The organism is Corynebacterium glyciniphilum AJ 3170 (assembly GCF_000626675.1).
Taxonomy (GTDB): domain Bacteria; phylum Actinomycetota; class Actinomycetes; order Mycobacteriales; family Mycobacteriaceae; genus Corynebacterium; species Corynebacterium glyciniphilum.
Window position 1 is genome coordinate 3,087,373 of the sequence record NZ_CP006842.1, and the last position, 13,185, is coordinate 3,100,557.

The 13,185-nt window shown below is 60.8% G+C and carries 14 protein-coding genes and 1 pseudogene; 7 read left to right on the top strand and 8 right to left on the bottom strand.

What is annotated here, in order from left to right:
- The first annotated feature begins 12 nt into the window (after nucleotides 1-12).
- From CGLY_RS14465 to CGLY_RS14500, 7 genes and pseudogenes are all read left to right on the top strand, one after another.
- Nucleotides 13-1,176 (top strand): annotated as a pseudogene (locus tag CGLY_RS14465) (IS256 family transposase).
- Nucleotides 1,177-1,862: 686 nt separating this feature from the next.
- A complete protein-coding gene (locus CGLY_RS14470; RefSeq protein WP_052540295.1) occupies nucleotides 1,863-2,798 on the top strand; it encodes an ABC-three component system protein in 936 nt (311 codons plus the stop codon).
- Nucleotides 2,795-3,043 (top strand): ABC-three component system middle component 6, encoded by a 249-nt coding sequence (locus CGLY_RS14475; RefSeq protein WP_038550309.1) that lies wholly within the window; start codon nucleotides 2,795-2,797, stop codon nucleotides 3,041-3,043. Before CGLY_RS14470 ends, CGLY_RS14475 begins: the two co-directional genes overlap by 4 nt.
- Nucleotides 3,043-4,782 (top strand): ABC-three component system protein, encoded by a 1,740-nt coding sequence (locus CGLY_RS14480; protein ID WP_038550312.1) that lies wholly within the window; start codon nucleotides 3,043-3,045, stop codon nucleotides 4,780-4,782. The genes CGLY_RS14475 and CGLY_RS14480 overlap by 1 nt, the downstream gene beginning before the upstream one ends.
- 271 nt (nucleotides 4,783-5,053) lie before the next feature.
- On the top strand, nucleotides 5,054-5,782 hold the full coding sequence (locus CGLY_RS16900) for a hypothetical protein (RefSeq protein ID WP_052540297.1): 729 nt from the start codon (nucleotides 5,054-5,056) through the stop codon (nucleotides 5,780-5,782).
- Nucleotides 5,783-6,062: 280 nt separating this feature from the next.
- Complete coding sequence (locus CGLY_RS14495; protein WP_144313702.1) at nucleotides 6,063-6,251, top strand: hypothetical protein; 189 nt, start codon at nucleotides 6,063-6,065, stop codon at nucleotides 6,249-6,251.
- Between the two features lie 627 nt (nucleotides 6,252-6,878).
- A complete protein-coding gene (locus CGLY_RS14500) occupies nucleotides 6,879-8,084 on the top strand; it encodes a DUF4062 domain-containing protein (protein WP_052540299.1) in 1,206 nt (401 codons plus the stop codon).
- A 396-nt stretch (nucleotides 8,085-8,480) separates the two neighbouring features.
- Here CGLY_RS14500 and CGLY_RS14505 read toward each other — a convergent pair whose 3' ends face one another.
- The 8 genes from CGLY_RS14505 to pyrE all read right to left on the bottom strand — a co-directional run bounded on the left by CGLY_RS14505 (nucleotide 8,481) and on the right by pyrE (nucleotide 13,175).
- Nucleotides 8,481-9,215 carry an HIRAN domain-containing protein gene (locus CGLY_RS14505; RefSeq protein ID WP_038550317.1) on the bottom strand — a complete coding sequence of 245 codons (735 nt, stop codon included), beginning with the start codon at nucleotides 9,213-9,215 and terminating at the stop codon, nucleotides 8,481-8,483.
- Nucleotides 9,212-9,364: a hypothetical protein gene (locus CGLY_RS17630; protein ID WP_158407403.1), complete on the bottom strand. Its 153-nt coding sequence runs from the start codon at nucleotides 9,362-9,364 to the stop codon at nucleotides 9,212-9,214. Before CGLY_RS17630 ends, CGLY_RS14505 begins: the two co-directional genes overlap by 4 nt.
- 28 nt (nucleotides 9,365-9,392) lie before the next feature.
- Complete coding sequence (locus tag CGLY_RS17635; protein WP_158407404.1) at nucleotides 9,393-9,548, bottom strand: hypothetical protein; 156 nt, start codon at nucleotides 9,546-9,548, stop codon at nucleotides 9,393-9,395.
- Between the two features lie 530 nt (nucleotides 9,549-10,078).
- Nucleotides 10,079-10,843 carry a hypothetical protein gene (locus CGLY_RS14510; RefSeq protein ID WP_038550318.1) on the bottom strand — a complete coding sequence of 255 codons (765 nt, stop codon included), beginning with the start codon at nucleotides 10,841-10,843 and terminating at the stop codon, nucleotides 10,079-10,081.
- Between the two features lie 60 nt (nucleotides 10,844-10,903).
- Nucleotides 10,904-11,173, bottom strand: a complete 270-nt coding sequence (locus CGLY_RS14515) for a hypothetical protein (protein WP_038550320.1) — start codon at nucleotides 11,171-11,173, stop codon at nucleotides 10,904-10,906.
- A 42-nt stretch (nucleotides 11,174-11,215) separates the two neighbouring features.
- Complete coding sequence (locus CGLY_RS14520) at nucleotides 11,216-11,899, bottom strand: TrmH family RNA methyltransferase (RefSeq protein ID WP_038550321.1); 684 nt, start codon at nucleotides 11,897-11,899, stop codon at nucleotides 11,216-11,218.
- Nucleotides 11,896-12,624, bottom strand: coding sequence for a lysoplasmalogenase family protein (locus tag CGLY_RS14525; protein ID WP_052540301.1), 729 nt, complete (start codon nucleotides 12,622-12,624; stop codon nucleotides 11,896-11,898). Before CGLY_RS14525 ends, CGLY_RS14520 begins: the two co-directional genes overlap by 4 nt.
- Entirely contained in the window at nucleotides 12,624-13,175 is a 552-nt protein-coding gene (gene pyrE, locus CGLY_RS14530; RefSeq protein ID WP_038550322.1) for an orotate phosphoribosyltransferase, read from the bottom strand. Before pyrE ends, CGLY_RS14525 begins: the two co-directional genes overlap by 1 nt.
- Between the last annotated feature and the right edge of the window lie 10 nt (nucleotides 13,176-13,185).

Below are 13,185 nucleotides of genomic sequence, written 5' to 3' on the forward strand. Positions count from 1 at the left end.
TCCTCGGACCTGATGCGCCAGATACTGCAGAACTTCATCAACGAAGATCCTGTCCACCCAAGCCGGCCAGATCTGCGGCGCGGACTACGCCACCACCAGCGAGTCGCGCACCAACACCGGCAACGGCTACCACCACCGCGACCTCGACGCCCGCGTCGGCACTGTCGACGTGGCCGTTCCCAAACTCCGTTCCGCCGCGTTCTTCCCCGACTGGCTGCTGGAACGCCGTAGCCGAGCCGAACGAGCCCTGAGCACCGTCCGCAACGTGCTACCTCAAGGGCGTCTCCACCCGCAGGATGAATGACCTGGTCGCCAGCCTGGGGATCACCAACCTGTCAAAATCGCAGGTATCCAACATGGCCAAAGACCTCGACACCATGGTCGAGGACTTCCGAACCCGCCCCCTGGACACCGGGCCGTACCTGTACATGTCCTGCGACGCGCTGACGATGAAAGTCCGCGAAGGCGGACGAGTGGTCAAGACCTCCGTGCTGCTGGCCTGCGGAGTCAACAATGAGGGCTACCGGGAACTACTGGGCATGCAGGTCGCCACATCCGAGTCGGTGGCGTCCTGATCCGGCTTCTTCCGGGATCTCAAGGCCCGCGGGCTGGACCGGGTCTACCTGCTCACCAGCGACGCCCACCTGGGCATCCAGCACGCCATCGGCGAGATTCTGCCGAACGCACCCGTGGCAGCGGTGCCGGACGCACTTCGCCAAGAACCTGTCAGACATGGTGTCGAAGACCCAGTCGCCGACGTTGTCGGCGATGTTCCAGACAATCTTCCAGCAACCCGATGCCGCGGCGGTGTGGGCCCAGGCCCACGAAGTCGTTGAGTTCTGCCACCAGAAGTTCCCGCACGTCGCCAACTACCTGGAGGAGGCCCTTGATGAGCTCTTGGCGTTCACCAGCGTGCCGAAGGTTGTGTGGACGAAGGTGTGGTCCAACAACCCCACCGAGCGGCTCAATCGCGAGATTCGCCGGCGCACTGACGTGGTCGGAATTTTTCCGAACCGTGATGCGGTCGTCCGGTTGGTCAGGACGGTGTTGGCCGAGCAGCATGACGATTGGATCCAGCAGAACCGCTACATGTCGTTGGTGAGTCTGGAGTAGACGCGCACCATGATGAACGCCAACGTCTTTGACGCCGACGAGCCGGTGCCGGAGGCAGCATGAGCCGATCCCAGCATCAGCCTCTTGATGGTCCCTGACCTGGCGTCATGCGCACTGTTTCAGCGGAAGGGAGCTACACCACTTCCCAAGACTTAACCTCTGAACCTCGCCCATCACTAGATGTAAAGCAGGGCGTCACACGCTCCTAGACATTGTAGCCGTGTCATCGCGGCAGAGACACAGCCCCGATACAACTCAGTCCTAAGCGGCGGGGAAGCGACGGGCCTCATCGACTGACTCACCGATCATACGAGCAGTCCTTCTGACTCTAGAAGCAGGTCAGAACGCCTCTCGAAGTGCAACATGCCTGTGGCCGACCCCTCTGACGAGAGGATCCGCCGCCCGGGCAAGGGTGGTTGTCAACTCACGAGCCTCGTCGAGGAATGGAAAGACTCCCCGGTTGCTTGACATCCCCGGCCCCCTCGGGCACCCGCACGAGGCACCCGACAGATGTACAGCCAACCGACGAGGCCAACTAAGTCACAATCTTTCCGCCTCCGGAAGTGGCGGTAGCGCCTGGATCTTGACCAGGCGATCTCTGCTCAACCACAGACGCAGCATCCGGGCGATGACATTGTTAAGCCGAATGAAGGCGGACACGCCCGCACGAACACAGCGGTTTCATCACGACAGGCTCGCAGTCAGGTAACCTCTGCCTAAGAGAGGAAACATCAGAGAGGAGGGACCGATTGGACTTCTACGAGCGCCTTTCTATGCGTGGAGTGCTCTGGGCGCACCTACATGAGCTACACGGCAACTCCTTCGAAGCGTTCTTCCATGACGTGATGACCCTCTGCGTTCCCGGATTTGTGGATGTGCGCACTGCAGGTCAGCTCGGAGATCAATCAAGCGACGGTCTCGACTTGTTCGGCCACAAGCTCTACGCTTGCTACGCTCCTGAAACCGTCGACGCGAAGGCGACCATTCGAAAGTTTCATTCCGATCTTTGTGGAGCACTCGCCAAACGCTCCGGTCAGTTCACGACCTTTGTATTCGTGCACAACGACGTGCGCGGCGTACATCCAGAGATATCGACAGCACTTACACAGGCAAGAACCGATAACCCCGACCTATCTTTTGAGATCATGGGAATGCGTCACTTCAGAGACATGCTTGGGAGACAGGATTTCCACGATGTTGAAGCAGTCCTGCAGAAGCAGCTACCGCTGCAATATGCCGTATCTATAGGTCTGCAGGAGATGGAAGAACTGCTCACAGACTTAGCCGCTGAGCGAATACCTGATGCCGCGCCGGCCTCCATCGAGACAGTCTCCTCGAACAAGCTCAGTTACAGCGACCTAACAGAGGAGAGTCAGTCCGAGCTACGCTACGGTACGCGGCATTCAGCCATGATTACTAGGTACTACGCACGAAGAATTGACGTCACTGAGCGCGACGACGTCGCGGCCCGTTTCCATTCGGAGTATTTGGAAGCGGTGGACGCCGGACTGGAGCCGGAAGACGTGTTACTCAGGATCCGAGAGTTCCTGGCGGGCAATCGACTCACATCTGCTCCCATGTACCGCGCACAGACCGCTGTCCTGGCCTACTTCTTCGAAAGCTGCGACATCTTCGAGAACGCGCCCGATGGCTGGATGCCTAGCGACCAAGCGATCGCACGATGATCACCCCCACAAAAGGCATCGCGCCGCAACGGGCACTACTGACCGTCGGCGCTCAAATCTCGATGGTGCTCAAGGAACCTATGACTGTCAGCCAAGCTTGGAACGCCCTCAAGACGTGGCGTGCCCATCATGGCAACAGCCCCGTGCTACCGTTCTCCTGGTTCGCGCTTTCGCTGGATCTACTGTACGCGCTTGACGCGATTCACTACGAAGATGGGATGCTCTACAGAAAGCGGGTGAACTGATGCTCCAGCAGCTTCGATCCACCGATGAACGATTCAAGTCGATCAGTTTCAAGTCCGGTCGCAATATCCTAATCGCCGACAAAACGGAGCGGTCAACTGACACGGATAGCCGCAATGGCGCAGGGAAGTCTTCTCTCATCGAGATCTTGCATTTCCTCCTCGGGATGCGTGATCTCAGGGGATCTGTGTTGAAGAACCCTGCGCTTCAGGCCGATACGTTCACGTTGCGCTTGGATTGGCCAACTACACCGGACGAGTTGACCGTAAGCCGATCATTGAGTAAACGCAGTCGAGTGCTCCTGGAACCAAACGTCGCAGCTGAGTTGATGCCCTTAGAGACCGCTGGAAACGTCACGATCCCGGAATGGGTCACAGCAATCGGGCGAGATCTATTTGCGTTTCCGGAAGAACACACAGGTGTGAGTGCACGGAATCTGTTGTCGCTCTACATCCGCCGGGTCAACCAACATGCCCTAGATGACCCGGTAAAGACTTACCCAACCCAGTCAATTGCCGAGGCGACCACGAACGCCGCCTATCTCCTGGGTCTGGATTGGAGGCTTGCCGCAGGATATAAGCAACTCGCCGGTCGAGAGACACTCCGCCGCAAGCTCAAGGAAGCGATGAAGGATCCAGCCTTCGGGCTGGTCGTCGGCACTGTGTCAGAGCTACGCGGCCAAGTCGCTTCAGCCGGTGTGCGAGCCCGCAATCTCGAGAAACAGGTCGCAGCGTTCCGTGTCGTGCCTGAGTATGAGTTCCTACAGAACCGTGCCGACGAGATCGATGCCAGGATCCGCCGCATGCGAGCTGAGGATGCTGCCGATCGCCGCAATCTCCAAGACTTACAGGACTCCCTTCGCGAGGAACGCGAGCCGGCTACCGACTACCTGCGCCGCGCATATGAAGAGCTCGGGATCGTGCTTCCCGACGCACTTCTGCGACGTTACGACGATGTTCGGGCGTTCCACGAATCTGTTCTCTCCAACCGACGGTCGTATCTCGAAGAGGAGATCGCCAGTACCGAGTCGCGGCTTGAGACGCGGAAAGACGAGCGGGAGCGCCTCGGAGATGAGCAGGCAGAGCTCTTGCAAACCCTTCGCGATGGTGGCGCTCTGGATGCATTCACTGGCTTACAAGAACAACTATCCATTGCGCGCTCTGAGCTGCAGACCGTCACGGACAAGTTCGAGACGGCGAGACAGCTTGAAGCCACGCAAACCGAAATCAAGTTCGAGCGAAGTAGGCTCCAGCAAGAGATCAACCGCGACCTAGCCGAACGAGAGCCCCACATTGAAGATGTCAACATTCTTTTCCAACAGTTTGCCACAGCCCTCTACGGCCCCGGTCGCGATGCGTACATAGACATCAGAGCACTCGATACGAGTCTCCACATCTCCCCCCACATCGGAGGAGAGAACAGTCAGGGCATCGGCAAGATGGTCATTTTCTGTTTTGATCTAACGTGCGCTGTGCTTGCCCATCGGAACGGACGCGGACCAGATTTTCTCGTCCACGATAGCCATCTCTTCGATGGTGTAGACGAACGTCAGGTCGGTGAAGCTCTCAAGCTCGCAGCAAGAGTGTGTGCCGGGGAAGGCATCCAGTACATCGCGACGATGAACAGTGATGACCTTGCGAAAGCAGCCGCCTTCGACACCAGCGTGAAAGACGACATCATCGAGCCCCGCCTTACTGATGCCTACGATGACGGTGGCCTGTTCGGCTTCCACTTCGAATAGTAGTAGGGGTGAGATGGCCCGGCATGAGCCTAGTCATGCCGGCTACAGGTGAGAATCTACGCGGCGAAGTGATGCGCTCATGGCGGCTGATCCGTGTGCAATCTGTCAAACTTGGCCCATGACGAAGGCGTAGGTTCCTGACCGGTGCGAGCGGCTGCCCCTCTCCGCGGAGACAAAGCGTCGGCTGTGGGCCGAGCCCGGCGGCTACTGCCAAAGACCCGAGTGCCCGAACTACCTGTTCTCCGACCGGGGTGACGTTCACTTCGCAGAAATGGCCCACATCATCGCCGCCACAACCGGTGGTGCCCGCGACGTTGCCAAGAAGGATATGTCGGAGTGCGACAGGGCAAGCCACTCCAACATCGCGGTACTGTGTGCCAACTGCCACACATTCGTCGACAAAGATCCCAACAGCTACCCGACCGAGCTCATGCACGCTTGGAAGGCCCGTCATCAACAGGCCCTCGAGCAGGCGCTCAGCACGCCAAATTTCAAGGACAGGTCGTCCGCGCGTGCGTACATCGAATCTCGCCTCGCTGACAACCGCGCCGTATTCCTCACCTATGGTGCCGTCGAGGACGACTTCTCCGAGGAGAGAGCCCACCAAAGAAGTCAGCTGGCGGTCAAGCGACTAGTGCCGAACAACGCCGAAGTTACCCGAGCTCTACGGAAAAATCGTCATCTGTTCACCCCCGACGACCTGGAGCATACGAAAGAAGAGATGAGCGAACTACAGTTCGTCGTTGTCATCAAGCGCCCGATGGCGAACGCCGCCTACTCTCGTGCGGACGACCTCGGCGTCATCGTCGGTAGCGTGAGGCCCTACACGCGGCATTGCGTGATTGCGACGATGTCGGAACCTACAAGTCGAAGAACCACGAGTTCGTCCACTCGCGACTCTCAGGAAAACGCCATGTCGCCAACTAGCGGCGAGTCGGCTACGACGCATACGCGATTGAGCGTCGAGACGACTTGCGGACCCTTGTCATCGTCACACTAAACCCATATGAGGTCACCCAAGAGGAGGTCTACAGCCTTATCAACGCGCACCCCGAGGTCACCGTTGATGCCTTGGTGACCACTAACCCCAACTGCAGGGAGTCCTCCACGGCCACCCTCGAAGCGGCCTCGCACGCCAGGATCGAGATCCGGACGTTCCGCGATTTCTTGTCTTCGCTTGGAGACTCGTAGGAGGACTGACAAGGTGGCCGCATCTTGCCGGGCTGTATCGAGTGGTGCAGACCCGATCAGCAGTCCAAATGTGGTTGTTCGGGTCGGCGTTGACTAGCCACAGGTCGGCTGACCTCGACGTGCTCCTGGTCTACCGCGACCTTGCCGACATCGCGGCCATCCGGGTTGCACATGCCTGGGCGGATGAGATCCCACCGATCAACATCATTGCGATGACTGTCCAGGAGGAGAGGGATTACGCATTCATCCGGGGCACACGCGCCAGACGCGTCATTTGAAGTCAGCACTCTTTTCGGGGACGCTCCCAAAGGCACTGCTCATCGCTGTCTTCATCCTGTCCGGCCTCGCTACGTCCACGCCCGTCGCGCTTTGAGTGTCTCAGTACGTCCCTTATATCGTGACGGACGACAAGCCAAGGAACTGGCAACTCGAGCCACTTCAAGGTGACGTCGTTCTGCGCAGTTTGGCACTCGTATCCCCGTCTGTCGAGCACCTGAACGTCAACGCCAGCGGGGTGCAGTTGCCATTTCTGGAGCCTCAGCGCCCAACGGAAAGTACACCCCAGTTGACAAGATCCTGTCAGAGTACCCGTCCTGACTCGTTGCGCCAACTACGAGGACCTAAGACTCTTCTGAACGATGCATCAGATAGCGCCCCTTCACCGGGACAGGTCAGCGGACGAGTCTTACGGGACACCCACTCAGACATCCTGCCGTCGTCCGAGATCAAAGATGGGTGAGGTTCAGCTTGCGGGACACGACCGTAGATCGTTCCTCCGTCTGGACCAGGGAACTAGCGGTCGGCCGGAATGTACGGATATGCCATTGGAGGTAAATGTTCGAAGCTTCGACGGCAAGCCAATCTGGGGACACCTGCTGTCGGCCTCGGCGTCTAGGATTGTGGTCATGGCGATCGAGAAGCGCGAGCAGGTCTTCATCAGTTCCACGTTCAAGGACTTGGTGGAAGAGCGCCGCGCTGCCATTCAGACTCTTCTCGAGGCCGATTGCATCCCCGCCGGCATGGAACTATTCCCGGCGTCTGACACCGAAAAGTGGGACCTCATCAGGGGTGTCATTGACCTCTGCGACTACTACGTCGTGATCGTGGGTGGACGCTACGGCAGCATGGACGACGTTGAGCAGCTCTCATACACAGAGATGGAGTTCGACTATGCCGTGAAGACCAAGAAGCCCGTCATGGGCTTCTTGCACGGCGACCCAGGCAAGCTGCCTGGCAACAAACTCGACCTCGATGGGGAACTGCGTGAGAAACTGGACGCCTTCCGTGCCAAGATCGAAAAGAAGATGGTCAAATACTGGCACGAGCCGGGCGACCTTCCGGGTCAGGTCGCTCTTGCGATCATGCAGATCCGCAAGTCACACCCGGCCGTCGGGTGGATCCGGGCCAGCGAGGCTATGACGCCAGCGGTTAAGGCGGAGCTGGCCGAATTACGGGCGAAGGTACGTGAACTCTCGGCGGACCTCCACGACGAACAGCGGCAGAATGCTTCGGTAGTGGACTCATCGGATCTCGTGCAGGGCGAGGAGGGCGCCCCGCTCGAGTGCAATATCGAGTTCCACTGGAAACGGACGTTCGACGCCAGGAAGGCATATAAGCACAACCGATCGCACGGACTATGGACGGTTAATCCGACGTGGAATGACATCCTTAAACACCTGGGTCCCGAACTCATGGATGAGGCGTCCGAGGAGTACCTCCGCGAGCGGTTGTCGGCTCTGTGCGACAGGCTGGCTCGGAATGATCTCATCAAAAACGACGACAATGATGACAATGACACTGGCGAAGCGACGGTTGGTGACGAAGCGTCCGCCGACAAGTCCGGGGATGACGAGGCCGAGGAAGACGACCGTGTCGGGCGGATCTACGCCGTCGAGGTCACCATTGAGAGCTTCAACGACGTGAAAGTCCAGTTCGCGGCCCTCGGGCTCGTCGAGAAGGGAACTAAGCGCCGTCCAGGCAGTGACACGAACACGTACTGGTGTCTCACGGATCGGGGGCAGAAACAGTTGCTGCGGCTGCGCGCGATCCGCGAGGCCGTGCTGGTCGAGACCGAGCGTGAAGCAGTCGAAGGGGATCCGGCCACAAAGTAGCGGCACTTTCGCTGCCTAGCAAGATCAGAGGCCCCTTGTACGTTGACATGATGAACTGACATGAACGGCCGACTCGACCGATGGCGTCGGTCTTCACCAGTACAGGTGTATTAATTGGCATCCTTCTGCGGCACGGAACCTCGAAGTAGATGTGGTGGAGCGTCGGGCACCGCCGCGACACCCACTAACAACCTGTAAGCCGCAGGGGCGGTCACCCTAGCGATTGCTACGCTTGAAGCGTCCGACCACACACCCCACGATGTAACCCAATGATCCAAGAACCATGAGGCCACCAAGCACCACGCCAGTCGTGTCTCCAGGACCGAGTTCGCTCCGGGAGTAGTAAGCGAATCGCTGAGAATCCATCCGCCTTTGCGGCTTCCAGGGAGGGCAACACTACGCGAGCTTCTCTAGCCGCTGTTTGATCCGGCTGCCTTCGCGACGATCTGGCGGGCAGATGGCGAGCCACCTTCGAAGCACGGCAATCTCATCATCACGCTGATCAAGTTTGCGGTGGATGATCGCAGCCTGTTCTGTGTACCACGGCGCGGGCGCACGTCCTTCGCGGGCGGCTTCGGCACCTTGAATCGCCGAGTAGCAGAGCACCAGTGCGTCTTCCATGCGACCATCGCGCTTGAGCTGCTTAATCGGCTCGACGAGCTGAAGATAATGGACGCCGCGCACCATGCCTACTTCAAAGGACGCTGCTCGAGGACCACCGGTCGCGAGCGCATCGGCGACCATTTTGTTGATGTCAGCCTGGCGTGTTGCGACCTTGGCTCCAGATGAGAGCGGAGGGCGGTTAGTCTCCGACCATTGCCAGTTGGGATCACCGATCGCGAGCCACGCCCAAACTTCAGCGCGGAGTCCCTTGGGCAGAAGCTCCGTGAAGATCTGCACGCGCACTTCACGCGCAGCGCCAACCGAAAGGTCGACGTGCCGAGCAAGGTAGCCAGGGAGGTAGCCGATCTTCTCACCCTCAACATGTACCGCAACGGCCATCGGATCAGCGGGGTTTTCCGGCTCACGCTGGAGGGTCCCGCCGGACTCGAGGTACCCGCCGGTGTCTGTACCATAGCGCTGGGCGAGGCACGCGACGGCAACCTTCGCGAAAGTTGTCGTACCGGTCAACCGACGAGCTCCTGCTCGCCACCTGGTGAATAGGTGACCTCAAGGCGTGGCGTGTGCGGACTATCCGACGTCGATCCGGGCGCGGGCATCGCGACCTCCTTCGACGACGATGCATTCTCACCACCAAGGAGGCGCTTGAACAATCCCATACTCCGATACTGCCAGATACGACCCATATCAGAGACAGCCACACTGTCGAACCGTCTCTTTTCTCGCTCCGACCCCAGCAGCGACCACGTGGGTCGGATCGGTCGGCGGGGCATACTCCTGCCGCTGGTCAGCGATCATCAGCAGAGCCCGCTCCTTCACAGCGGCATCGATCTTCTTCGGCATGTGCTCACCCTCGTTGACTCACAAGGAAACGGCACCAAACCCGTGACGGCTCACTATCAGGTTCATCCGTGCCGCGGTCGGAGCGCCGGCCGTGTGATCAGCTCATCTGCTGGTTTCGATCCGCCGCGCTGGTCGCATTGACGTAGACCGCCTCGAGCTGATCGCGAGCAGATGGTCGGCCAATGTCCGGCACCGAGATACCCACATGACCTAAGGTTTTGACGGAAACGTCCACTAAGAAAGACTACTGGTGAGCACCTTCGTAAGACGTAGGGGATAGTACGAAACCCGCACTCACCCTGGGTGCCAGCCGGGCTCGCTAACTCATCAGCCGACAGCCTCATTGCGGCCATGAGTCAATGGCACCGCCGGGTGTAGCTATCATCTCTCGTGCCTCAGCGAGCAACAGGACACCCCCCATCCATAATCCTTGATTCTAGTGGCGGCGAATACGGTCGTCAACGCCATGGAATGAGTCGACATGAGAGTAATTTTTCTCGGAACAGGAGCTCAGTAAATATAGTCTATCGCTATGCTCCGACGCTGTTCATCCGCGCGACCTGATCCGCAGCCAGCTGCTGCACGACCTCATTATCGACCTGCCCGACCACGAGGAAATTGAACGTGCGGTCTCCGAGAGCGCCAGTGATGTAGCGGGCTGTCTGGCCTACCGTCTCGGCGCCGACGTCCTCACCGTCCAGAAGCAGCCCCGTCACCGTGATGTCGGCAGCGGCCAGGTCATCAACGCCGTCGACGCTGACATCCACCGGGGTTGCCTGGAATGACTTCGACATGGAACCGAACTCACTGTTCGACTCACTGGAGAACTCCCCGCACCCCGCAATGTCCGGCATGCCGCCCTCCGGTGCCCCGGTGGTCACCCGCACGAATACGCCGGACTCATCGTCTTGATCCTGCACAAAGGACGCGACCGCCGTCTTATCCGCTGGTTCCATCGACCACTGGAGGACCAAGCCGAGGTCGACCGCCAGCGGCGCGCACTGGGGCGGGGTGACAACGTCACCGCTATCCTCCCCTTCGTCTGCGAAGAGATCGCTGAGATCCTCGTCGCCTTCCGACCCCGCGGGTTCAAAGGTGTACCCCTCCGGGGTGCTTGCGTCATTCAGGATCAGGTCAGCCGGAGCATCGGACGCCGGCGGGTTCTGCAGTGCCTCCTGGGAAGCTGCGTCCTCCCCAGCAGCATCTGAGTCGTCTGAACTGCACGACACGAGGGCACCGGAAACTGCCAGTGGCAGCACGGCGAGGGACAGGGGCTTGGCGAAGCGACGGATCATAGGGAACCGAACATCCTTAACTCTCTGAAATATAACGTCCAGAGAAATGTACCCCGCCGCTCACAGCAACGAGAACTCGTCCCTCTCTCCGCGCGCATCACGTTCAAGCCGTTTCTTCCGGTACCGACGGAAGAAGACATAGTTCATTACGAAGAAGCCGACCAGATACCCCGCGCCCGTCGCGACTAGGTTCCCGTCCGTGACCAGGTACATCACCGCAGCCAGCACCACACCAAGTGCTCCGTCAATGAACGTCGTGTTGTACAGGGACTTCCGGTACAGCACGTCATCCGACTTCACGCCCGTGGTGAGGTACTGCCAGTAGTTCATGGCAGCGATGCTAACAACCCGTCGATACGTACGGCACCCTGGTCACCACGCATCCCCCAGGTCCGCGTGCTGGCGGACCCAGGCGTGCATGGCGATACCGGCGGCGACCCCGGCGTTGATCGATCTCGTCGAGCCGAACTGGGCGATCGACACCGTCAACGCCGCAGCGTCCTGCGCCTGGGCCGTCACCCCCGGGCCCTCCTGGCCGAACAGCAGCAGGCACCGCTCCGGCAGCCGAGCGGTCTCCAGCGGCACCGAACCCGGGGTGTTGTCCACCGCCACCACCGTCAGCTCATGCTCCCGCGCGTAGTCAGTCACCGACTCCGTGTCCACATGGTGCATCAAGTGCTGGTAACGGTCGGTGACCATCGCACCACGACGGTTCCACCGCTTACGCCCCACGATATGCACCGTGTCCACCGCGAACGCATTCGCCGTGCGCACCACGGTGCCGATGTTCGAGTCGTTCTCGAAGTTCTCGATCGCGATGTGCAGCTTGTGCCGTCGGGCGTCGATGTCCGCGACGATCGACTCCAACCGCCAGTAACGGTAGCCGTCGACGACATTGCGCCGGTCGCCGTTCTCCAGCAGCTCCGGGTCGAAATGGGCGTCCTCGGGCAACGGGATGCCCGGGTACTCCTCACCCCACGGGCCGACGCCGACCGGATGATCGAACCACTCCGTCGGGCCCCGGCCGGGTGACTGCTCTGCCGGCTCCCCACTCACTTCTTCCGCCCCGCCTGCCCGGTCTTCGCCGTATGCCCCGTCAGCCCCTCGACGATCAGCAGCTGCGCCGCCACATACGTCGCCATGACCAGGCCGTCCACCAGCCCGTCGAGCCGCTGCACCACCGGGGACCCACCACGCAAGAACGCCAGGCGCGCCAGGATCAGACCGTCCGACAGGACGAACAGATTGCCGCCAAGGCCGAGCCCGGACAGGTCCGCCGACGAACCGTCCGTACGCGCCCCCGGGTCCGCGGCCAGCACCGACGTCGCCGCCAACGCCGTGCCGTAGCCGGCGGCAGCAGGAAGAGCCGCGCGTGCACCCGTCGCCGCGGTGACGATCCCCGAGGCGAGCACCGGCGCGCGCAGCACCAGCGTCGAGCGACGCGGTCGATAGCCCCGGCGCCACAGCTCGCTGATGTAGGCCACCTGGTTCACGCTGAACGCGGCGGACCCCAGGTTGAGGTTGCGGGCGCGCACGGACGCATCGTCGCTACGGCCGTCCTTCCCCATGAGGATCACATCGCCCAGTAGGCCACCGGCAAGCCCGGCGAGCACCACGGGCAGACGGGCACCGCGGGAGGCCCGGGAGCACGCATGAGCACCCAGCAGCGGCATCAGCGCGGGCTTGACCACCCTGGTCACCCGGTCGCCGCGACGTCCCGCCGCAGCGGCCGCCACCGACACCGCACCGACGGCAAGGTACGCCGCCCGCCAGAACCGCATCAGGCCAGGCCCAGATCTTCCAGGCCGAGCAGGCTGCGGTACTCCACGCCCTCGGCCTCGATGACGTCCTTTGCACCGGTCGCACGGTCCACCACGGTGGCTACACCCACCACGGTCGCCCCCGCTTCACGGACGGCGGCGACGGCCGTCAGCGGCGAGTTTCCGGTCGTGGTGGTGTCTTCGACGACGAGCACGCGCTTACCTTCGATGTCCGGCCCTTCGATACGGCGCTGCATGCCGTGCTTCTTGGTCTCCTTGCGCACCACGAAGGAGTCGACGTTCTCACCGGCGTGCATCACGGCAGTGGCCACCGGGTCCGCGCCCAGGGTCAGCCCACCGACGGAGACGTAGTCCCAGTCGGCGGTGAGCTCGCGCAGCAGCTCACCGATCAGCGCCGAGGACTCGCGGTGCAAGGTGGCCCGCCGCAGGTCCACGTAGTAGTCGGCCTCTTTGCCGGAGGACAGTGTCACCCGGCCGTGGACAACAGCGAGGTCGGTGACCAGCTCGGCGAGGCGCTTCAACTTGTCGGCGTTGACGGTGGGCGTGCTCATGGAGGCGTCC

Coding starts and splice junctions, on each gene's coding strand:
- CGLY_RS14475 (WP_038550309.1), top strand. CDS start 2,795: ATGATCACCCCCACAAAAGGCATCGCGCCGCAACGGGCACTACTGACC.
- CGLY_RS14480 (WP_038550312.1), top strand. CDS start 3,043: ATGCTCCAGCAGCTTCGATCCACCGATGAACGATTCAAGTCGATCAGT.
- CGLY_RS16900 (WP_052540297.1), top strand. CDS start 5,054: ATGGCCCACATCATCGCCGCCACAACCGGTGGTGCCCGCGACGTTGCC.
- CGLY_RS14500 (WP_052540299.1), top strand. CDS start 6,879: ATGGCGATCGAGAAGCGCGAGCAGGTCTTCATCAGTTCCACGTTCAAG.
- CGLY_RS17630 (WP_158407403.1), bottom strand. CDS start 9,364: ATGGGATTGTTCAAGCGCCTCCTTGGTGGTGAGAATGCATCGTCGTCG.
- CGLY_RS17635 (WP_158407404.1), bottom strand. CDS start 9,548: ATGCCGAAGAAGATCGATGCCGCTGTGAAGGAGCGGGCTCTGCTGATG.
- CGLY_RS14510 (WP_038550318.1), bottom strand. CDS start 10,843: ATGATCCGTCGCTTCGCCAAGCCCCTGTCCCTCGCCGTGCTGCCACTG.
- CGLY_RS14515 (WP_038550320.1), bottom strand. CDS start 11,173: ATGAACTACTGGCAGTACCTCACCACGGGCGTGAAGTCGGATGACGTG.
- CGLY_RS14525 (WP_052540301.1), bottom strand. CDS start 12,624: ATGCGGTTCTGGCGGGCGGCGTACCTTGCCGTCGGTGCGGTGTCGGTG.
- pyrE (WP_038550322.1), bottom strand. CDS start 13,175: ATGAGCACGCCCACCGTCAACGCCGACAAGTTGAAGCGCCTCGCCGAG.